The 19,081-nt window shown below is 68.3% G+C and carries 19 protein-coding genes and 1 pseudogene; 12 read left to right on the top strand and 8 right to left on the bottom strand.

The genetic code is table 11. The features are described 5' to 3' along the window. Nucleotides 1-15: 15 nt before the first annotated feature. The 3 genes from ACIRG5_RS35205 to ACIRG5_RS35195 all read left to right on the top strand — a co-directional run bounded on the left by ACIRG5_RS35205 (nucleotide 16) and on the right by ACIRG5_RS35195 (nucleotide 3,313). Nucleotides 16-783, top strand: a complete 768-nt coding sequence (locus tag ACIRG5_RS35205; RefSeq protein WP_402912997.1) for a 3-oxoacyl-ACP reductase — start codon at nucleotides 16-18, stop codon at nucleotides 781-783. A 2-nt stretch (nucleotides 784-785) separates the two neighbouring features. Beyond that, nucleotides 786-1,484 (top strand): FadR/GntR family transcriptional regulator, encoded by a 699-nt coding sequence (locus ACIRG5_RS35200; RefSeq protein WP_402912995.1) that lies wholly within the window; start codon nucleotides 786-788, stop codon nucleotides 1,482-1,484. A 185-nt stretch (nucleotides 1,485-1,669) separates the two neighbouring features. Next, the gene (locus tag ACIRG5_RS35195) at nucleotides 1,670-3,313 is read left to right on the top strand and encodes an AMP-binding protein (RefSeq protein WP_402912992.1); all 1,644 of its coding nucleotides are present in this window, start codon (nucleotides 1,670-1,672) and stop codon (nucleotides 3,311-3,313) included. A gap of 149 nt (nucleotides 3,314-3,462) precedes the next feature. On the opposite strand, the gene ACIRG5_RS35190 is transcribed toward ACIRG5_RS35195, so the two are convergent. After that, complete coding sequence (locus tag ACIRG5_RS35190; protein ID WP_402912990.1) at nucleotides 3,463-4,008, bottom strand: hypothetical protein; 546 nt, start codon at nucleotides 4,006-4,008, stop codon at nucleotides 3,463-3,465. Next, complete coding sequence (locus ACIRG5_RS35185) at nucleotides 4,005-4,319, bottom strand: hypothetical protein (protein ID WP_402912988.1); 315 nt, start codon at nucleotides 4,317-4,319, stop codon at nucleotides 4,005-4,007. The genes ACIRG5_RS35190 and ACIRG5_RS35185 overlap by 4 nt, the downstream gene beginning before the upstream one ends. A gap of 140 nt (nucleotides 4,320-4,459) precedes the next feature. Here ACIRG5_RS35185 and ACIRG5_RS35180 point away from each other — a divergent pair, with 140 nt between their 5' ends. The 9 genes from ACIRG5_RS35180 to ACIRG5_RS35140 all read left to right on the top strand — a co-directional run bounded on the left by ACIRG5_RS35180 (nucleotide 4,460) and on the right by ACIRG5_RS35140 (nucleotide 12,933). Then, on the top strand, nucleotides 4,460-4,948 hold the full coding sequence (locus ACIRG5_RS35180) for a GNAT family N-acetyltransferase (RefSeq protein ID WP_402912986.1): 489 nt from the start codon (nucleotides 4,460-4,462) through the stop codon (nucleotides 4,946-4,948). A 76-nt stretch (nucleotides 4,949-5,024) separates the two neighbouring features. After that, entirely contained in the window at nucleotides 5,025-7,040 is a 2,016-nt protein-coding gene (gene thrS / locus ACIRG5_RS35175) for a threonine--tRNA ligase (RefSeq protein ID WP_402913338.1), read from the top strand. Further along, the gene (locus ACIRG5_RS35170; protein ID WP_402912983.1) at nucleotides 7,037-7,585 is read left to right on the top strand and encodes an HIT family protein; all 549 of its coding nucleotides are present in this window, start codon (nucleotides 7,037-7,039) and stop codon (nucleotides 7,583-7,585) included. Before thrS ends, ACIRG5_RS35170 begins: the two co-directional genes overlap by 4 nt. A gap of 56 nt (nucleotides 7,586-7,641) precedes the next feature. Continuing rightward, on the top strand, nucleotides 7,642-7,821 hold the full coding sequence (locus ACIRG5_RS35165) for a hypothetical protein (RefSeq protein ID WP_402912981.1): 180 nt from the start codon (nucleotides 7,642-7,644) through the stop codon (nucleotides 7,819-7,821). 277 nt (nucleotides 7,822-8,098) lie between these two features. After that, nucleotides 8,099-8,938, top strand: a complete 840-nt coding sequence (locus tag ACIRG5_RS35160; protein ID WP_402912979.1) for a helix-turn-helix domain-containing protein — start codon at nucleotides 8,099-8,101, stop codon at nucleotides 8,936-8,938. A 348-nt stretch (nucleotides 8,939-9,286) separates the two neighbouring features. Then, entirely contained in the window at nucleotides 9,287-9,889 is a 603-nt protein-coding gene (gene pgsA, locus ACIRG5_RS35155; protein WP_402912978.1) for a phosphatidylinositol phosphate synthase, read from the top strand. Then, complete coding sequence (locus ACIRG5_RS35150) at nucleotides 9,886-10,788, top strand: phosphatidylinositol mannoside acyltransferase (protein WP_402912975.1); 903 nt, start codon at nucleotides 9,886-9,888, stop codon at nucleotides 10,786-10,788. Before pgsA ends, ACIRG5_RS35150 begins: the two co-directional genes overlap by 4 nt. Next, nucleotides 10,785-11,897 carry a glycosyltransferase family 4 protein gene (locus ACIRG5_RS35145; RefSeq protein WP_319979115.1) on the top strand — a complete coding sequence of 371 codons (1,113 nt, stop codon included), beginning with the start codon at nucleotides 10,785-10,787 and terminating at the stop codon, nucleotides 11,895-11,897. The genes ACIRG5_RS35150 and ACIRG5_RS35145 overlap by 4 nt, the downstream gene beginning before the upstream one ends. Nucleotides 11,898-11,985: 88 nt before the next feature. Continuing rightward, nucleotides 11,986-12,933 carry an NUDIX hydrolase gene (locus tag ACIRG5_RS35140; RefSeq protein ID WP_402912972.1) on the top strand — a complete coding sequence of 316 codons (948 nt, stop codon included), beginning with the start codon at nucleotides 11,986-11,988 and terminating at the stop codon, nucleotides 12,931-12,933. A 189-nt stretch (nucleotides 12,934-13,122) separates the two neighbouring features. On the opposite strand, the gene ACIRG5_RS35135 is transcribed toward ACIRG5_RS35140, so the two are convergent. The 6 genes and pseudogenes from ACIRG5_RS35135 to ACIRG5_RS35110 all read right to left on the bottom strand — a co-directional run bounded on the left by ACIRG5_RS35135 (nucleotide 13,123) and on the right by ACIRG5_RS35110 (nucleotide 18,977). Continuing rightward, nucleotides 13,123-13,524 (bottom strand): tetratricopeptide repeat protein, encoded by a 402-nt coding sequence (locus ACIRG5_RS35135; RefSeq protein WP_402912969.1) that lies wholly within the window; start codon nucleotides 13,522-13,524, stop codon nucleotides 13,123-13,125. Nucleotides 13,525-13,567: 43 nt separating this feature from the next. Then, a pseudogene (locus ACIRG5_RS35130) lies at nucleotides 13,568-13,999 on the bottom strand (NB-ARC domain-containing protein); the annotation flags it as partial. Nucleotides 14,000-14,239: 240 nt separating this feature from the next. Next, nucleotides 14,240-15,232 carry a TIGR03842 family LLM class F420-dependent oxidoreductase gene (locus tag ACIRG5_RS35125; protein WP_402912967.1) on the bottom strand — a complete coding sequence of 331 codons (993 nt, stop codon included), beginning with the start codon at nucleotides 15,230-15,232 and terminating at the stop codon, nucleotides 14,240-14,242. A gap of 15 nt (nucleotides 15,233-15,247) precedes the next feature. After that, nucleotides 15,248-16,633, bottom strand: coding sequence for a dihydropyrimidinase (gene hydA, locus ACIRG5_RS35120; protein WP_402912965.1), 1,386 nt, complete (start codon nucleotides 16,631-16,633; stop codon nucleotides 15,248-15,250). After that, on the bottom strand, nucleotides 16,630-17,472 hold the full coding sequence (locus ACIRG5_RS35115; RefSeq protein ID WP_402912963.1) for a nitrilase-related carbon-nitrogen hydrolase: 843 nt from the start codon (nucleotides 17,470-17,472) through the stop codon (nucleotides 16,630-16,632). Before ACIRG5_RS35115 ends, hydA begins: the two co-directional genes overlap by 4 nt. Then, a complete protein-coding gene (locus tag ACIRG5_RS35110) occupies nucleotides 17,469-18,977 on the bottom strand; it encodes an NCS1 family nucleobase:cation symporter-1 (RefSeq protein WP_402912961.1) in 1,509 nt (502 codons plus the stop codon). The genes ACIRG5_RS35115 and ACIRG5_RS35110 overlap by 4 nt, the downstream gene beginning before the upstream one ends. Between the last annotated feature and the right edge of the window lie 104 nt (nucleotides 18,978-19,081).

Below are 19,081 nucleotides of genomic sequence, written 5' to 3'. Positions count from 1 at the left end.
CGAGGAGAACAACAGATGGTGCAGCGACTCGAAGGCCGCGTGGCCGTCGTGACGGGTGGCGGCAGTGGGATCGGCCTCGCGACCGTGCGCAGGTTCGCGAGCGAGGGCGCGAAGGTCGTCGTCGCCGATCTCGACCTCGCGTCGGGCAAAGCGGCCGCGGACGAGGTGAGCGGACTGTTCGTCCAGGTCGACGTGACCGACGAGGAACAGGTCAAAGCGCTTTTCCAGACCACTGTGGACACTTACGGCAAGCTGGACATCGCGTTCAACAACGCCGGCATCTCGCCGCCCGACGACGACTCGATCCTCACCACGGGCATCGAGGCGTGGGAGCGCGTGCAGAAGGTGAACCTCACATCGGTTTATTTGTGTTGCAAGTACGCGCTTCCGCACATGCAGGCCAACGGCAAGGGCTCGATCATCAACACCGCGTCGTTCGTCGCGACGATGGGCGCGGCGACGTCGCAGATCTCCTACACGGCGTCGAAGGGCGGCGTGCTCGCGATGTCGCGTGAGCTCGGTGTGCAGTTCGCCCGCGAGGGCATTCGCGTCAACGCCCTGTCGCCCGGCCCGGTCAACACGCCGCTGTTGCGGGAACTGTTCGCGAAGGACCCGGAGCGGGCCGCACGGCGCCTGATCCACGTACCGCTCGGTCGGTTCGCCGAACCTGAGGAAATCGCCGCGGCGGTCGCGTTTCTGGCGTCCGACGACTCGTCGTTCATGACGGCGTCGAACTTCCTCGTGGACGGCGGCATCGCCGGCGCGTACGTGACACCGCTCTAGCGATGATGGAGCACGCGCAGGAGGCGTTGTTCCGCCCGGTGCGGGCGGGCAACGCCTTCGAGGAGACCGTCGAACGGCTCATGCAGTCCATCCGGCTCGGCGTCGTCGCGCCGGGTGAGCGGCTGCCGTCCGAACGGGAACTGGCCACCCGGCTCGGCGTGAGCCGGGTGACCGTGCGCGAGGCCATCAGGTCGTTGCAGGAGAACCATTACGTAGAGTCCCGAAGGGGACGGTACGGCGGCACGTTCGTCAACGAGGTGCTGCCGAAGTCCGCTCCCGGCAAGGAGTTCGGCGACCTCCACGACGTGCTGACGTTGCGGAAGGTGCTGGAGACGGGCGCCGCGGAGACGGCGGCGGGACGGTCGCTGGGGCCCGCCGAACGACGCGGACTGCGCGCCCGGCTGGAAGAAGCCTCCACCTCATCGCTCGTGGAATATCGGCGCAAGGACTCGCGGCTGCACCTGGCGATCGCCGAGGCCACCGGGTCCGCGGCCCTCACCGCCGCCGTCGCCGAGTCGCGGATGCGCGCCAACGAGCTGCTGGACCACATCCCGCTGCTCGAACCGAACCTCGCGCACTCCAACGCCCAGCACGAGCGCATCATCGCCTCCATTTTGGACGGAGACCCGGCCACGGCCCGTCAGGCCATGGCCGAACACCTCGACGGAACGGCGTCGTTGTTGCGCGGTTTCTTGGTCTGACCGGTCAGACTCCCGCGAACGCAGCAGTGTGGAAAGGTCCCGAACACGAACCAGACGACCTGAAAACGTTTTCAAGTCCAAATGTCCCGTTGTCATGCACATTCCGCATCGAACAACACTTGGCGTAGGGCTTTCGGGCGGTTACCGTCCGAAACCTCGGGGACTTGCAGCGCAAGGAGCTGTTGATGCCAGGGTTGCGCAAGGTGTTTCGCGACGCCATGGGCAAGGTGCACTCACTCCGTGTCTTGTCCGAAGCGGGCATGGTGAGTCTCACGAACGTCAAGATGTCCGTGCAGGCTTTGAGAGAGGTCCAGGTCTGGGGGCCGAACGTGACGGCGCTGCGCCGTTCCGTCCGGCTGAATCCGGACGGCGTCGCCATCGTCGACGACCGCGGTTCGGTGACGTACAGACAACTCGACCGGCGTTCCAACGCGATCGCACAGGGATTGCGCGCGCTGGGGGTCCAGCACACGCACGTCGTCGCGCTGATGTGCCGCAACCACCGCGGCACGGTCGAGTCGCTGCTGGCGTGCGCGAAACTCGGTGTGCGCGTGCTGCTGGTGAACACGGGATTCGGCGCACCGGTCGTCATGGATCTGCTGCAACGTGAACGCGCGTCGCTCGTCATTCACGACGAGGAGTTCACGCCGCTGTTCCACCAGTTGCCGCCATCGATCCCGCGCTGGCTCGCGTGGTCGCGCGACGGACTGGACCGCCGCACGCCGACACTGGACCAGTTGGTCGCCAAGGCACCGCGCGGAGAGCTCGAACCGCCGCGCGAACCGGGCGTCGTGATCCAGTTGACGTCCGGCACCACCGGCACCCCCAAGGGCACCGCCCGTGAGATCAAGTCGGTGCTGACCGCGTCCGACTTCCTCGACCGCATCCCGATGCACTCCGGCGAGTCGACGTTCATCGCCGCGCCGATCTTCCACTCCGTCGGCTACTCGCACCTGACGCTCGCGATGTCGCTGGGTTCGCGCGCCGTGCTGCACCGCCGCTTCGACCCGCGCAAGACGCTGTGGTCGGTGCAGGGCCAGCGCTGCACGACGCTCGTCCTGGTGCCGACGATGCTGCAACGCATCATGGAACTCGAACGCCACGTGATCGACTCGTTCGACCTCTCGCACCTGGCCGTCGTGTTCTCCTCCGGCGCGCCGATCCCGCCGGGCCTCGTCGAACGCACCCAGGCCGTCCTCGGACCGGTGCTCTACAACCTCTACGGCTCAACGGAAGTAGCCGTCGCCACCGTCGCCACACCGGAGGACCTCGCCGCCGCGCCGTCCAGCGTCGGCCTGCCACCGCACAACTGCGTCGTGCGCATCTACGACGCCGAGGGCAACCGCATCACGCGGTCGTTCGTGACGGGCAAGATCTACGTGCGCGGCTCACTGACCGTTGACCTCTACACCGACGGCACGCAGAAGGAGTCCATCGACGGACTCGTCGCGACCGGCGACCTCGGCCACTTCGACCCCAGCGGCCGGCTGTACTTCGACGGCCGCGAGGACGACATGATCGTGTCCGGCGGCGAGAACGTGTACCCGGTAGAGGTCGAGAACCTGCTCATGACGCACTACCGCGTGCGCGACGCGGCGGTGCTCGGCGTACCGGATCCCGAGTACGGGCAACGGTTGCGCGCGTTCGTCGTGCCGGTCGCGGGCGCACGGATCGACGTGCGGGAGCTGCGCGAGTTCGTGCGCACCCGGCTGGCGCGGCACAAGGTTCCGCGCGAGGTCGTGGTCGTGCCGCAGCTGCCGCGCAACGCGACCGGGAAGGTCCTGCGGCGTCAACTGCTGGCGATCAGGCTGGGACCGCAGCCGCACTAGCGACGCGCCACTGGAACCGAGGCATGGACGGAACGCGCGCCGCCGCAGAACGAGGGGGACTAATTCCGGCGGGGCGCGCGTTCCGGGTTTTGGGGAGCGCGCGACTCACGTCGTCGGGGATCGGGTCGTGAGTCGCGCGCTCGGTCGGGTCACCGCTCGAAGCGGTCGCCGGGACGGCCCTCGCCGAACGGGCCGCGCTGGTCGCCGCGGTCGCCACCGCGGGCGGGGCCGCGATCGGGTCCGCGCTCGCCGCGTTCGTACATCCGCACGTGGCCGGGGCCGCCGCGGTCGTCGAATCGGTTAGCGGCGACGGCTCCCACGATGCCGCCGCCGAGGACGAGACCCAGCAGGCCCACGGCGACCAGCTGGGTGGCGCGGTGCCCCGCGAAACGCCTCGCTCGGCCACGGGGTGCCGGTGCCACAGCCGAAGGGGTCGCAGTCGCGGTCGGAGGGGGCGGCGGGCCCGCCGGTGCGTGTGCTGCCGGGGCCTCCGCGGCCGTCGTGGCCTGGGTGGCCGCCGGTGCTGCCGGGGTCTCGGCCGCCGGGGTGGCCGGCAGTTCGGTGGTCGGCTGCTGGCCAGACCGGGCCGCGTCGGCCGGCAGCGGGGTGGTGGCCTGGTCCGGTGCGGGCTGCGCAGCCCGCGGATCGTTCTTGGACGGCTCCTGCGGTGGAGGCGTCTGTCCCTGCTCGCTCATGTTCTCAACGATGCGCCGTCCTGCTGAGCTGTGGCTGACAGCCACCTGTTCGTTTCCTGAAGTCCTTCAGGTTGCCTCAGCGAGTTCATGACAGGCCTGGAACCAGCGAAAACGTGCCGCTGGTCGGCGTAGGTCGCGCCGAAGAGCTCGTCGTCCATGACGCCCGTCCACAGGAAGTGCAACGTCGTGCGCGTGCCGTTGCGGGCGTCTCGCCGTGCGTAGTGGTCGCGCAGGTCGGCGTAGAGCAGGCGCAGTTCGTCCCGGTTGGACTCGGTGAGGCGGACCGGGCATTCGACGACCAGGTCGGACATGATCGATGCTCCATTCGGCGGGCCGGGAGACAACAGAGTGCTCGCCCAGGGCGCTCGGACGCATCCGAAAAACCACTCAGAAGCGTGTACGTAGCTGTCACGGACGGAATCCGCTTGCGCCCACCGGCTTCAATCGGAGCATGGAACTCGTACCTCTGCGCGCGGAGTTCGCGGCCGAGATGGCCGCTTGCGGGGCGAACGACGAGGTCAATCGGCTCACCGGTACTCACGGGACGTTCACGCTGGAGGATTACGAGGCTTACATCGAGCGGACCCTGAACGATCCGAACCGCTACACCCGTGCGATGACGGAGGACGGGAAGTTCCTCGGCGAGGTCGTGCTCACCATCAATCCGCACAACAGGTCGGCGGGCATGCGGATCGCGTTGTGGGGCGGTTTCGGCAGGGGCTACGGATCGATCGCGATCAGGCACGTGCTGGACCACGCGTTCGACGAGCGCGACCTCCACCGGGTGGACCTGGAGGTGTACGACTTCAACGACCGGGCCATCCACGTCTACAAGAAGCTCGGCTTCCGCGAGGAGGGCCGGCTGAGGGACGCCCTGCTCTGGGACGGCGTCTTCCACGACGCGATCGTCATGTCCATCTTGAGCACCGATAACATCTGATCTGCAATCCGCATCTTCGAACGTAGGAGTCACCGTGTCCGAGTCGCGCCCAGCAGTCGCCCAGAATCCGCCGCGCGTGGTGGTTCCGGCTGGGACGACGGCGGGCACGGCCGTGCGCGAAGCCGGTCTCCAGGGCAAGGGTGCCAAAGACCCTGCCGCGATCGTCGTCGTGAAGGACGCCGAGGGCCACCTGCGCGACCTGTCGTGGACCCCGCAGGTCGACGTCGAGGTCGAGGCCGTCGCCGCGGACACCGAGGACGGCCGCAGCGTCATCCGCCACTCCGCCGCGCACGTGCTGGCTCAGGCCGTGCAGCAGCAGTTCCCCGATGCCAAGCTCGGCATCGGCCCGCCGGTGAAGGACGGCTTCTACTACGACTTCCAGGTCGAGAAGCCCTTCACGCCGGAGGACCTGCAGGCGCTCGAGAAGCGCATGAAGCAGATCATCAAGTCCTCGCAGCGGTTCTCGCGCCGCGTGGTCGAGTCGATCGACTCCGCGAAGGCCGAGCTGGCGTCCGAGCCGTTCAAGCTGGAGCTCGTCGACATCAAGAGCGACGTCGACACCAGCGAGATCATGGAGGTCGGCGGCGGCGAGCTGACGATCTACGACAACCTCGACCCGCGCTCCGGTGAGCAGGTCTGGGGCGACCTGTGCCGCGGCCCGCACGTGCCGACCACCAAGCACATCCCGGCGTTCAAGCTGACCCGCGTGGCGGCGGCGTACTGGCGCGGCAACGAGAACAACCCGCAGCTGCAGCGCATCTACGGCACCGCGTGGGAGTCGCAGGAGGCCCAGGACCTCTACCTGGAGCGCCTGGCGGAGGCCGAGCGCCGCGACCACCGCAAGCTGGGTGTCGAGCTTGACCTGTTCTCGTTCCCGGACGAGATCGGCTCCGGTCTCGTGGTGTTCCACCCCAAGGGCGGCATCATCCGCAAGGCCATGGAGGACTACTCCCGGCAGCGGCACACCGAGGCGGGCTACGAGTTCGTCTACTCGCCGCACATCACCAAGGGCAAGCTGTTCGAGGTCTCCGGTCACCTGGACTGGTACAAGGACGGCATGTACCCGGCGATGCACCTCGACGCCGAGTTCAACGAGGACGGCACGGTCCGCAAGCCCGGCCAGGACTACTACCTCAAGCCGATGAACTGCCCGTTCCACGACCTGATCTTCAAGGCGCGTGGCCGGTCCTACCGCGAGCTGCCGCTGCGCATGTTCGAGTTCGGCGGCGTCTACCGGTACGAGAAGTCCGGCGTGGTGCACGGCCTGACCCGCGTGCGCGGAATGACGCAGGACGACGCGCACATCTTCTGCACCCGCGACCAGGTTCGTGACGAGCTGAAGTCGTTGCTGACGTTCGTGCTGGACCTGTTGCGCGACTACGGTCTCGACGACTTCTACCTGGAGCTCTCCACCAAGAACCCGCAGAAGTTCGTCGGCCCCGACGAGATCTGGGAGGAGGCCACCGCGACGCTCGCCTCGGTGGCCGAGGAGTCCGGCCTGGAGCTCGTGCCCGACCCCGGTGGCGCCGCGTTCTACGGCCCGAAGATCTCCGTGCAGTGCCGTGACGCGCTCGGCCGCACCTGGCAGATGTCGACCATCCAGCTCGACTTCAACCTGCCGGAGAAGTTCGAACTGGAGTACACCGGCCCGGACGGCTCCCGCCAGCGCCCGGTCATGATCCACCGCGCGCTGTTCGGCTCGGTGGAGCGCTTCTTCGGCGTGCTGACCGAGCACTACGCGGGCGCGTTCCCGGCGTGGCTCGCGCCGGTGCAGGTCATGGGCATCCCGGTGACGTCCGAGAACGCCGACCACCTGTTCGCGGTGCGCGACGTGCTGCGCAAGGCCGGCATCCGGGTCGACGTCGACGCGTCCGACGACCGCATGCAGAAGAAGATCCGCAACCACACCATGCAGAAGGTGCCGTTCATGCTCCTGGCCGGTGCCAAGGACGTGGAGGCGAACGCGGTGTCGTTCCGGTTCCGCGACGGCACGCAGATCAACGGCGTGCCGGTGGAGCGGGCCGTCGAGCAGATCGTCGACTGGGTCGGTCGCCGTGAGAACGCCTCGCCCACGGCGGAACTGCTCTCGTGACGCCTGAGTTCTCCGAGCAGGACGGTGTGGGGGTCCACGACGCGTTGCAGCGTCTGTGGACCCCGCACCGCCTGTCGTACGTCCAGGGCGCGGGAAAGGCCCACGGCGACGAGCCGGAGGGCTGCCCGTTCTGCCGGGTCGTGTCCCTGGACGACGAGGCTGGGCTGATCATCGCGCGCGGGGCCGAGGTCTTCGCGTTGCTGAACCTGTACCCGTACAACCCGGGCCACCTGATGGTGCTGCCGTACCGGCACGTGGCGGACTACACCGAGCTCACCGTCTCCGAGACCGCGGAGCTCGCCGTGTTCACGCAGAGGGCCATGAAGGTCGCGCGGCACGTGGCGGCGCCGCACGGGTTCAACATCGGCATGAACCAGGGCGTCGTCGCCGGCGCCGGGATCGCCGCCCACCTGCACCAGCACGTGGTGCCGCGGTGGGGCGGGGACGCGAACTTCATGCCGGTCATCGGGCACACCAAGGTGCTGCCGCAGCTGCTGGGGGAGACCCGGCAGCTGCTGGCGGACGGCTGGAAGGCCGTCGACTGATCGTTTCGCGGCACCTATCGGTTGACTTTCGATAGATCGCGAGTGATAGTCGATCTATGCCTAGACTGCTGCAGTCCCTGGTGGGCTGTGTGCTCCTCGTCGCGCTCGGAGTCGGCGCGATCATGTACGCCGACCACGACGACGCCCCCGGTCTGGGGCTCATCGGCTTTGTGCTCATTCTCGACGCCATCGCGCTGGGTGTTCGGGCGGTATTGCGGGCTAAACGCGACGTTTAGCGAGGGCGTTGTGATTGAAAGCCGTACCAATTGTTGGACAAAAGAGTGACAAAAACCACTCAGCTTGTCCGCACTCGACAATCAAGGCTGTTTCCACGTCGAGCGGAATGGCTTTCGGTTACATCTTTCGGGTACATTTCTCCAGTCGATCGAGACGTAACACCAGCACAAAGCGATTCCAGGTAGGTGAGATCACCCACCTGGAGGTGTCAACTGCGAGTCAAGTCCCCGCCTATGGCCGATCGTCTCACCGTGTGCGAATGGTTACGGTGCGAACATGACCGCACCTGAGCGTTCGCGATTAGCGAGAGAGCGGCTTTCGCGTGAACTACGCCGGTTGCGCACCGAGGCGAAGATGACCGGCACGGCCACCGCCCGTGCCACCGGGATGAGCCAGTCAAAGCTGTCGAAGATCGAGAACGGCATGCTGCTTCCGTCCGTCACGGACGTGGAGCGTCTCGTGGCGGAACTGGCCGCCGCGAGAGAGACGCGCATCGAACTGGTCGAACTCGCCAGGTCGCTGCACGCGGAGGCGGAAACCCGCCGCGTCGTGCTGCACCGAGGAGCGCACCGCCACCAGCAGACGATCAGCCGCGTGGAGGCGCGGGCAGCGACATCGAGGTTCTTCCAGGTAAATCTGGTGCCCGCGTTGTTGCAGTCCGAGCCCTACCTGCGGACCGTGCTGGGGACGATGCCGCATTCGGAGCAGGAGGCCGCGGTGGCCGCCCTGCGCACCCGGCGTGCCCGGATGGACGACCTGGCGAAGCAGTTCGTGTTCGTGCTCTCCGAAAGCGCGCTGCGCTGGCGGATGGGCCCGGCCGAGTTGATGGCGGAACAGATCGAGCACCTGGCCGCGATCCAGCGCCGCCCGAACGTCCGTCTCGGCGTGGTCCCGTGGTCGGCGGACGCGAACGTGGTCGCCCTGCACGGTTTCCACATCTACGACGAACGCGTCGTCACGGTCAGCGTGCTGACCGGCAACGCCACCATCACCGACCCGCTGGACGTGCGCGAGTACCTCGCGCTGTTCGGCCGGCTGGAGCGGCTGGCGGTGCGAGGGGAGGAGTTGCAGGCGCTGCTGAAGCGCATTGCCGAAGACCACCGCCGGCTCGGTTAGACGGGCCAGGGGCTTCAGCGAGGGGGGTTTGGACGGGCTGCACGCGCGTGCTGTCGCCGGTGTGGAACGGCACTCGCACGGCCCGCCCTCGCCCGCTCTCGGCCTGTGCGCACGCGATCCCCGGACGTCCTCGCCTGCTCTCGGGCCTGAGTGCACACGATCTCCGGACGTCCTCGCCCGCCTTCGGGTCTGTGCGCACGCGACCCCGGACGTCCTGGTCCGCTGAAGGCGCTTCTGCGTCCGCTTGCACCCGCGAGTCGCCGACACGTTTCCGCCGCGGGGTGTCCCGCGTCCCGCGCTTACCCGCGGGACACCTGTTTCGGCAGCCCAGCTAGGCTGCGACCTGCCATGCTGAACATCTTCGCTCGCGCGTCCGTCTCGCGCGTCACCGATCCGATCGGGGCGTGGCTGCTGGCGCGTGGCCTCACGCCCAACGCCGTGACCGTGGTCGGCACGATCGGTGCCGTGGCGAGCGCGCTGTGGTTCATTCCCCGCGGGCAGCTGTTCCTGGGCTGCGCGCTGGTGACCTTCTTCGTGTTGCTCGACCTGATCGACGGCGCCATGGCCCGTGCGCAGGGACCCACGAGGTTCGGGGCCGTGCTCGACGCCACCTGCGACCGCATCGCGGACGGGGCGCTGTTCGCGGCGCTCACCTGGTACGCGTTCGACACCGGCGACCGGTGGACGGCCGCGGCCGGGTTCATCTGCCTGGTCGCCTCGCAGGTCATCTCGTACGTCAAGGCACGCGCCGACGCATCCGGGCTCGCGGCTGACGGCGGGCTGGCCGAACGGGCCGAGCGGTTCATCGTCGCGCTGATCGGCGCCGGTGTGCAGGGTCTGGGAGTGCCGTACCTGATGGCCATCTCGCTGTGGCTGCTCGCGGTCATGACGGTCGTGACGGTGCTGCAGCGGATCTTCGCCGTCGCGAAGTCGGCGCGGGAGGCCGCGTGAACCTCGCGACCCTCGGGTACAGCGCCGGGTGGCGGCTGATCCGTCTGCTGCCGGAGTCGTGGGCGCGCGGGCTGTTCCAGGCCGGTGCCGACTACGCGGCCAAGCGCGGTGGCGAGAGCGTCGACCAGTTGCGCACGAACCTGCGCCGGGTCGTGCCGCGGGCCGGCGAGGAAGAGCTCGACGAACTCGTGCAGGACTCGCTGCGGTCGTACGCGCGGTACTGGTGCGAGGCGTTCCGGCTGCCGTCGATGGACCTGCGCGCCGCCTACGAGAAGTGCGACTCGCAGGTGTCCGGCGTGGAGAACCTCGATGCCGCGCTGCAGGCCGGCACCGGTGCCGTCGTCGCCCTGCCGCACAGCGGCAACTGGGACATGGCGGGCGTCTGGCTCGTCGGCCACTCCGGCACGTTCACGACGGTGGCCGAGCGGCTGAAGCCCGAGTCGCTGTACCGCAAGTTCGTGGAGTTCCGCGAGACCCTCGGTTTCGAGGTGCTGCCGCTCAACGGCGGCGACCGTCCACCTGCGACAGTGCTCGCCGAACGCCTGCGCGCCAACAAGGTCGTCTGCCTGCTCAGCGACCGGGACCTGACGTCGTCCGGCGTGCCCGTGACGTTCTTCGGCGAGCAGACCCTGATGCCCGCGGGCCCCGCCCACCTGGCCGCGACGACGGGCGCCGCGCTGCTGCCGGTCGGCTGCTGGTTCACCGCGGACGGCTGGCACTTCCGCATCCACCCGCCGATCAAGGTCGGCACCGTCCAGGCCGCCACGCAGGCCGTCGCGGACGTGTTCGCCGCCGACATCGCCGCGCACCCGGCCGACTGGCACATGCTGCAGAAGCTCTGGCTCGCCGACCTGCCGGAGAAGCGCCGCGCCGCACTGGCCAGGAGGCTCGCGCGGTGAAGGTGGGGATCGTCTGCCCGTATTCCCTCGACGTGCCAGGAGGAGTGCAGGCCCACGTCGTCGATCTCGCCCGCGCCCTGATCGGCCTCGGGCACGACGTGAACGTCTTCGCGCCCGCCGACGACGAGCAGGAACTGCCCTCGTTCGTCACGTCCGCGGGCCGCGCGGTCGCCATCCCGTACAACGGGTCCGTGGCGCGGCTGTCGTTCGGTCCGGTCTCGTACGCGCGGGTTCGCCGCTGGATCGACGAGCACTCGTTCGACGTCCTGCACCTGCACGAGCCCACCGCGCCCTCCTTGTCGTTCCTGGCTTTGGTGGTCGCCGACGGCCCGATCGTCGCCACCTTCCACACCTCGACGCCGCGTTCCAAGATGCTGTCGGCGTTCCAGCCCGTGCTGCAGCCGTTCCTGGAGAAGGTCACCGCCCGCATCGCCGTCTCCGCGCTGGCCAGGCGCGTGCAGGTCGAGCACCTCGGCGGCGACGCGGTGGAGATCCCGAACGGCGTCGACGTCGACTTCTTCGCCTCGGCGTCCACTTTGGACGGCTACCCGCGCGCGGGCGGCACGATCGGCTTCGTCGGCCGCTACGACGAACCGCGCAAGGGCATGCCGATCCTCTGGGAGGCGTTCGGCCTGATCGCCGACGAGTTCCCCGACCTGCGCCTGCTCGTCGTGGGCCGCGGCGAGGACCCGTTCGAGGGCCGCTTCGCGGACCGCGTCGACCTGCTGGGCCAGGTCAGCGACGAGGACAAGGCCAGGATGCTGCGGTCCGTGGACGCCTACGTCGCCCCGAACACCGGCGGCGAGTCGTTCGGCATCATCCTCACCGAGGCCATGTCCGCCGGCACCGCCGTGGTGGCTTCGGACCTGGACGCGTTCCGCCGTGTGCTGGACGACGGCAAGGCGGGCGCGCTGTTCCCGGTCGGAGACGCCCACGCCCTGGCCGACGCGCTGCGCTCGGTGCTGAGGGATTCCGCGTTGCGCGCCGAGTACGTCGACCTGGCGTCGGCTCGGGTGCAGGCCTTCGACTGGTCCGTGGTCGCGTCACAGGTGCTGCGCGTCTACGAGACCGCCATCGCCGCCGACCCCCGCAGGGTGAGCGAGGCATGACAGCGTTTTTTCCTCCAGACGAGAGCAAAGGTGGTCACGGCCGGCTCACCCAGTGGTTCAACGCTGACCCGTGCGGGGTGAGTCGACCGTGACCACCGCGCTCGTCGTGGTTTTCGTCGCTCTGCTGCTCGCCGCCTGGATCCTGAAGATCGCGAACCGCCTGGACCGCCTGCACGTCCGCACCGACGCCGCCTGGGCAGCCGTGGACGCCGCTCTGGGCCGCCGCGCCGTCCTGGTGCGCACGCTGCTGGTACCGGAACTCTCCGCCGCGGCCTCCCGCGCCGAGTCCGCGTCGCGCGCCGACCGCGAACAGGCCGAGAACGAACTCTCCGGCCTCCTGGGCGCCCTGGACCGCTCGACTTTGGCCCCAGCGCTGGCCTTCGAACTCGCCGACGCCGAAGAACGAGTGATGCTGGCCCGCCGCGTCCACAACGACGCCGTCCGCGACACCCTGTTGCTGCGCCGCCGCCGAGTGGTCCGCTGGCTGCGCCTGGCAGGCACCGCCCCGCAACCGTCGTACTTCGAGATCGCCGAACCCGTCAGCCCGTCCGACGCCGCGATGCTCAAACCCCGCCCGTCCGCCCGCGTGGTCCTCACCGACCCGGCCGGCCGAGTGCTGCTCTTCCAGGGCTTCGACCCCGCACGCCCCCAGGAGTTCTTCTGGTTCACGGTCGGCGGCGGCGTGGAGAACGGCGAGGACCTGCGCGCCGCGGCCGTCCGCGAGGCCTTCGAGGAGACCGGTCTGAAGCTCGCACCGGAGTCGCTGGTGGGTCCGATCTGGCGTCGACGCACGGTTTTCAGCTTCGACGGCGAGACTTTCGACGCGGAGGAGTGGTTCTTCCACGCCTCTGTCGACGGCCTCGACGTGGACACCTCGGGGTTCAACGACGTCGAGGAGACCTCCATCATCGGGTTCCGGTGGTGGAGCGCGCAGGAGCTGGAAGCCGCCGAGGACACCGTCTATCCGGTGCAGCTGGCCGAACTCATGCCGACGCTCGGTGCGGAGTGGGACGGCGAGATCCGCACGGTCCGCTAGTGCGGTGGCCACTAACCTTTACCCGGTATTTCGCCGGTCAGACGGGTGCATCGCGGTGCCGTCCCCGCGTCCCGAGTACTGGACGTACGGGGGCGCGGGGACGGCGCCGCGAGGCGCCCTGCTGAGCGCCGGAAGACCCGGTGAAGGTTCGTGGTCACCGCACTAGGGCGTTCCCGTAAGTCTGTTCGACTATCGCGGACGAGGCTTACGGGACACGCCCTGGCCCTCAGCCTCCTGCCGCCAGTGCTCGAGCCCGTCCTGGACGCGCTGCGTGTCGGGGTGGTCCGGGCCGAGCACGTGGAGACACTCGGCCATGAGCTGTTCGAGCTCCCGCACCGCACCGGCAGGATCGCCGAGCAGACCTCGGTACTCGACGAGGTCGGTGCGCGCGGTCAGCGAGTTCGTGTGGTGGGGGCCGAACACCCGCAGCAGGTCGGGGATGACCTGGTTGTACCCGGCGAGCGCCCCGGCCACGTCCCCGGACCTGGCCCGCCACTGCGCGAGGTCGAGCAGGGCGACCAGCGTCTGAGGATGTTCCGGGCCGTACCCGCGGCACAGACACGTGCATGTCCAGCACGTACGCACCTGCATGGGCCAACGCCAGCGGCAGGCAACCGAGCTCGCGCACGACCTCGGTGGCGCCGTCGAGCAGGGCCGGTTGGCGGGCCAGCACCGACCGCAAGTAGTTCAGACCTTCGCTCTCGCTGAAGGTCTCGATCTCGACCACGGTCCGTTCGTGCCCGCGCAGAGCCGCGTCCCTCCGGCGGGTCGTGACCAGCGTGCGGCCGTTGCCCGGCGGCCACAGGTCAGCCAGGTCGGCGGGATCCCGCAGATCGTCCAGCACGACGAGCCACGGCTCTGGCGTGCGCGCCAGCCATTCCAGCAGCTTGCGCGCGCCCCGCCCGGCCTCGTCGCGGCCGGTGAGTTCCGCCGCCGCCTCGCCGTAGGCCGACATGACGGCGTCCCGCGAACCGGCCGTCACCCACACCAGCAGCCGTACCTCGCCCGAGGCCCACGCCGACGCGGCGTGGTGGGCGGCGAGCTGGGTCTTGCCGACTCCGCCCATCCCGGAGAGCACGACGGTGGGGGAGTCCGGCATCGGCTGCCTTTCCTGGAACGACGCGGCCCGTTGCGGGACCACGCCGACCAGGAGAGGAAGCTCCGCAGGCGGCCTGACCGTCGAATGGTGGTGCAGAGTGAGATCGCCCCGGACACCACCGATCTGCAGGTTCATGCCGTGGACGTCACCGTGCACGGAGTTGTGCACGGACCGCGGCGGTTCGTCGGACACGCAAACAGTATGGACCTAAACGGCCTGAATGATCGCCGATCCGTAGGCGTCGCGCGTCTTGTCCTTCTCGTCGTGCATCAGGTACAGCGCGAAGTTGTCGACGCCGATCTCCTTCAGTTCCTGCAGCCGTTCGACGTGCGCGGATTCCGGGCCGACGAGGCAGAAGCGGTCCACGATCGCGTCCGGCACGAAGTCGGTGGAACGGTTGCCCGCCTTGCCGTGGTGGGCGTAGTCGTAGCCCTCGCGGTCCTTGATGTAGTCGGTCAGGGCCTTGGGCACCACGCCCGAGTCCCCGTACCGCGCGACGAGGTCCGCGACGTGGTTGCCGACCATGCCGCCGAACCAGCGGAGCTGGTCGCGCTGGTGTGGCAGGTCCGTGCCCACGTAGGCCGGTGCCGCCACGCACATCGTGATGGCCGACGGGTCACGTCCGGCGGCCACCGCCGCTTCCCGGACGGAGCCGATGGTCCAGCGGGCGATGTCCGGGTCCGCGGTCTGCAGGATGAAGCCGTCGGCCTGTTCGCCGACCATCTTCAGTGCGCGCGGGCCGTAGGCGGCCATCCACATTTCGAGCTTTCCGTTGCGCACCCACGGGATCTGCACCGCTGTGCCGTGGTGCTCGACCTCGCGACCCTCCGCCAGTTCCTTGATCACGTGCATCGCGTCGCCCAGCGTGGCCAGGGACGCGGGCTTCTGGCCGATCACGCGGCGGGCCGAGTCGCCTCGGCCGATGCCGCAGACCGTGCGGTTGCCGAACATGTCGTTCAGCGTCGCGAACAGCGATGCCGTCACCGACCAGTCGCGTGTGGACGGATTGGTGACCATCGGGCCGATGATCAGATCGCGGGTGGCCGACAGGACCTGAGAGTAGATGACGAACGGTTCCTGCCACAGCACGCAGGAGTCGAACGTCCAGCCGTAGCGGAAGCCGCAGTCCTCGGCCGCGCGGAGGCCTTCCACCACGTCCCGCGCCGGCGGGTCGGTCTGCAGCACTACACCGAAGTCCACGGGTTACCGCCTTTCTCAGACGAGGTACTGGTTGAGGTCGCGGGACACGAAACGGCCGTGGCCGGTCGAGCCGTGGTACGCGCCGTCCGCGATCACCTTGCGGCCGCGGGAGAACACGGTGTCCACCCGACCGGTGACCTCGAAGCCCTCGTAGGCGGAGTAGTCCACGGCCATGTGGTGCGTTTCGGCGGAGATCGTCTGGGTCGAGGAAGGGTCGTAGATCACCACGTCCGCGTCGGCTCCCGGTGCGATCACGCCCTTGCGCGGGTACATGCCGAACATGCGCGCGGGGGTCGTGGAGACGATCTCTACCCAGCGTTCGCGGGTGATCTCGCCCTTCACGACGCCCTGGTGCAGCAGGTCGACGCGGTGCTCGACGCCGGGCATGCCGTTGGGGATCTTGGAGAAGTCGCCGACACCCAGCTGCTTCTGGTCCTTGAAGCAGAACGGGCAGTGGTCGGTGCTCACCACCGAGAGGTCGTTGGTCCGCAGGCCGCGCCACAACGACGACTGGTGTTCCTTGGGCCGCAACGGAGGCGAGGCCACGAACTTCGCGCCCTCGAAGCCAGGACGTGCCAGGTCCTCCAGCGACAGGTACAGGTACTGCGGGCACGTCTCGGCGAACACGTTCTGACCCGTGTCACGAGCGGCCGTCACGGCGTCAAGCGCTTGCGACGCCGACAAGTGCACGATGTACAGCGGCGAGCCGGTCACCTTCGCGAGCTGGATCGCGCGCGACGTGGCCTCGCCCTCCAGCTCCGGCGGCCGGGTCAGGCCGTGCTGAACGGGGTCGCCCAGCCCCGAGGCCAGCGCCTGCGCGACGAGCTGGTCGATCGCGATGCCGTTCTCGGCGTGCATCATGATCGTGGCGCCGGTCTCGCGCGCCTTCTGCATGGCGCGCAGGATCTCGCCGTCGGTGGCGTAGAAGACGCCGGGGTAGGCCATGAACATCTTGAAGCTGTTCACGCCGGCCGCGATGCACGAGTCCATCTCCTTGAGCGACTCGTCGTTCACGTCGGAGATGATCATGTGGAAGCCGTAGTCGACGGCGCAGTTGCCGTCCGCCTTGCTGTGCCACTTGTCCAGAGTGGACAGCAGCGACGAACCCTTGGGCTGCACGGCGAAGTCGACGATCGTGGTCGTGCCGCCCCACGCCGCCGCGGTCGTGCCGGTCTCGAAGGTGTCGGCGGACTGGGTGCCGCCGAACGGCATCTCCATGTGCGTGTGGGCGTCGATGCCACCGGGGATGACGTACTTCCCGGCCGCGTCGATCACCTCGTCGGCCTGCACCTCGAACCCCGGCGTGACCAGGGCGGCGATGTGCTCGCCGCTGATCAGCACGTCGGCGGCGTGCGAACCGGTCGCGTTGATGACCAGGCCGTTGCGGATGAGAGTGCTCACGGGTTCACCAGGCCCTCGTAGGTGTCGGGGCGGCGGTCGCGGTAGAACGCCCACGTGTCGCGGACCTCGGTCAGCAGGTCCAGGTCGAGGTCGCGTACGACGAGCTCTTCCTCGGTGTCGGACGCGGCCTCGCCGACGAGCTGGCCGCGCGGTGACACGAAGTACGTCTGGCCGTAGAACTCGTTGTCACCCAAAGGTTCCACGCCCACGCGGTTGATCGCGCCGACGAAGTACTCGTTCGCGACGGCCGCGGCGGGCTGCTCCAGCTTCCACAGGTACTCGCTCAGCGAACGCGAGGTCGCGGACGGGTTGAACACGATCTTCGCACCCGCCAGACCGAGAGCACGCCAGCCCTCGGGGAAGTGGCGTTCGTAGCAGATGTAGACGCCGATCCGGCCGACCGCGGTGTCGAACACCGGGTACCCGAGGTTGCCGGGCTTGAAGTAGAACTTCTCCCAGAACCCCTTCACCTGCGGGATGTGGTTCTTGCGGTACTTGCCGAGGTACGTGCCGTCCGCGTCGATCACGGCGGCGGTGTTGTAGTAGACGCCCGGCTGCTCGACCTCGTACATCGGCACGATCAGCACGATGTTGTTCTGTGCGGCGACCTCCTGCATGAGCTGGGTCGTCGGTCCGTCCGGGATGGACTCGGTGTAGGAGTAGAAGTCCGCGTCCTGCACCTGGCAGAAGTACGGGCCGTAGAAGAGCTCCTGGAGACACAACACCTGTGCGCCTTGGGATGCGGCCGCGCGGATGTGCTCGACCGCGTTCGCGATCATCGACTCCTTGTCGCCCGTCCACTTCTGCTGGACGAGCGCCGCCCGGATGATGTTGCTCACCTGGTCGTCTCCTTTGCCGTGTTGTCCTTCAGAGCGAGGAAGACCAGGAAGCCGGCCGCGAAGCCGACGACCCAGTTGTAGTCGTAGAGCGGCTTGAGGAACGGGATCAGCCCGTCCACCGGGAACGGCCCGCCGTGGGCGCCGCCGACCGCGAGCACGGAGCCCACGAGCGTCGCCAGCACGGCCCGCCAGTTCCAGCCGCCGTTGAACCAGTACGCGCCCCTGCCGTCGAGGTAGAGGTCGGTGAGCTCCAGGTGCGTCTTCTTGATCACCCAGTACCCGGCGACGAACACACCGGCGACGGACGCCAGCAGGCCGCCGTAGAACCCGAGCCACGCGAAGATGTAGATGTTCGGGTCGGAGATCAGCCGCCACGGCTGGATCACGATGCCGATGACGCCGGTGATCAGGCCGCCCACGGCGAACGTGATCTTGCGCGGGAAGGCGTTCGAGAAGTCGTAGGACGGGCTGACGACGTTGGCCGCGAGGTTCGCCGAGATCGTGGCCAGCACCAGCGAGACCAGCGCGATGACCACCAGGAACGTGTTGTCGAAGCGGGACGCGAGATCCGCAGGGTCCCAGATCGCCTCGCCGTACAACGCCTGCGCGCCGGACGTGGTCAGGATCGCGACGATCGCGATGAACGACATGGTGGTCGGCAGGCCGAGGATCTGCCCGGTGGCCTGCTTCTTCTGCGACCCGCCGAACCGGGTGAAGTCCGGCATGTTCAGCGACAGGGTCGACCAGAACGCGATCATGCCCATCAGCGCGGGGAAGAAGAGCTTCCAGAAGTCCGGTCCCCAGCCGAGCTTGCTGGGCGTGTCGAGGATCGGCCCGAAGCCGCCCGCCTTCACCAGCACGTAGCCCAGCAGGATCAGGAACCCGACGCTGACCAGCGGCGCCGTCCAGTTCTCGAACCGCCGGATCGCGTCCATGCCGCGCCAGATCACCAGCATCTGCACGACCCAGAACCCGAAGAAGCACAGCCACAACGTCCACGGCTGGCCGCCGATCTGCGCCGCCTTGGTCCACCCGTCGCCGGTCAGGCGCCCGATGATCACGTGCAGCGCCTTGCCGCCGACCCACGTCTGGATGCCGAACCAGGCGCAGGCGATGAACGCGCGCAGCAACGCCACCAGGTTCGCGCCGCGGATGCCGTAGAAGGCGCGGGCGAACACGGGGAACGGGATGCCGTACTTCGTGCCTGCGTGGCTGTTGAGCAGCATGGGAACGAGCACGATCAGGTTGCCCAGGGTGATCGTGAGGAACGCCTGCACCCAGTCCATGCCGATCGCGATCAACGACGCCGCGAGCGTGTAACTGGGGATGTTGTGCGCCATGCCCATCCACAGCGCGAAGAAGTTGTACGTCGTCCATGTCCGCTGCTCGACGGGCACGGGTGCGAGCTCGGGGTTGAAGAACCTGCTGTCCTTGATGGGACCTGCGTCGCTCAGCTCGACGCGGCCGTCAGGTGTGACCTGGGGCGGTGAGGACTCGACTGCCATCGTTCAACCCCCTGTTACGCTGCTGAAACAACCTCAATCCTGGCGGATTCCATCCCGGAATCCTGGGTCCGGCGCCGCAGGTGTGGCAGTGTCAGAGTGTCCAC

The organism is Lentzea sp. NPDC102401 (assembly GCF_044765805.1).
GTDB lineage: Bacteria > Actinomycetota > Actinomycetes > Mycobacteriales > Pseudonocardiaceae > Lentzea > Lentzea sokolovensis.
This window is presented reverse-complemented; position numbering and strand designations above follow the sequence as displayed.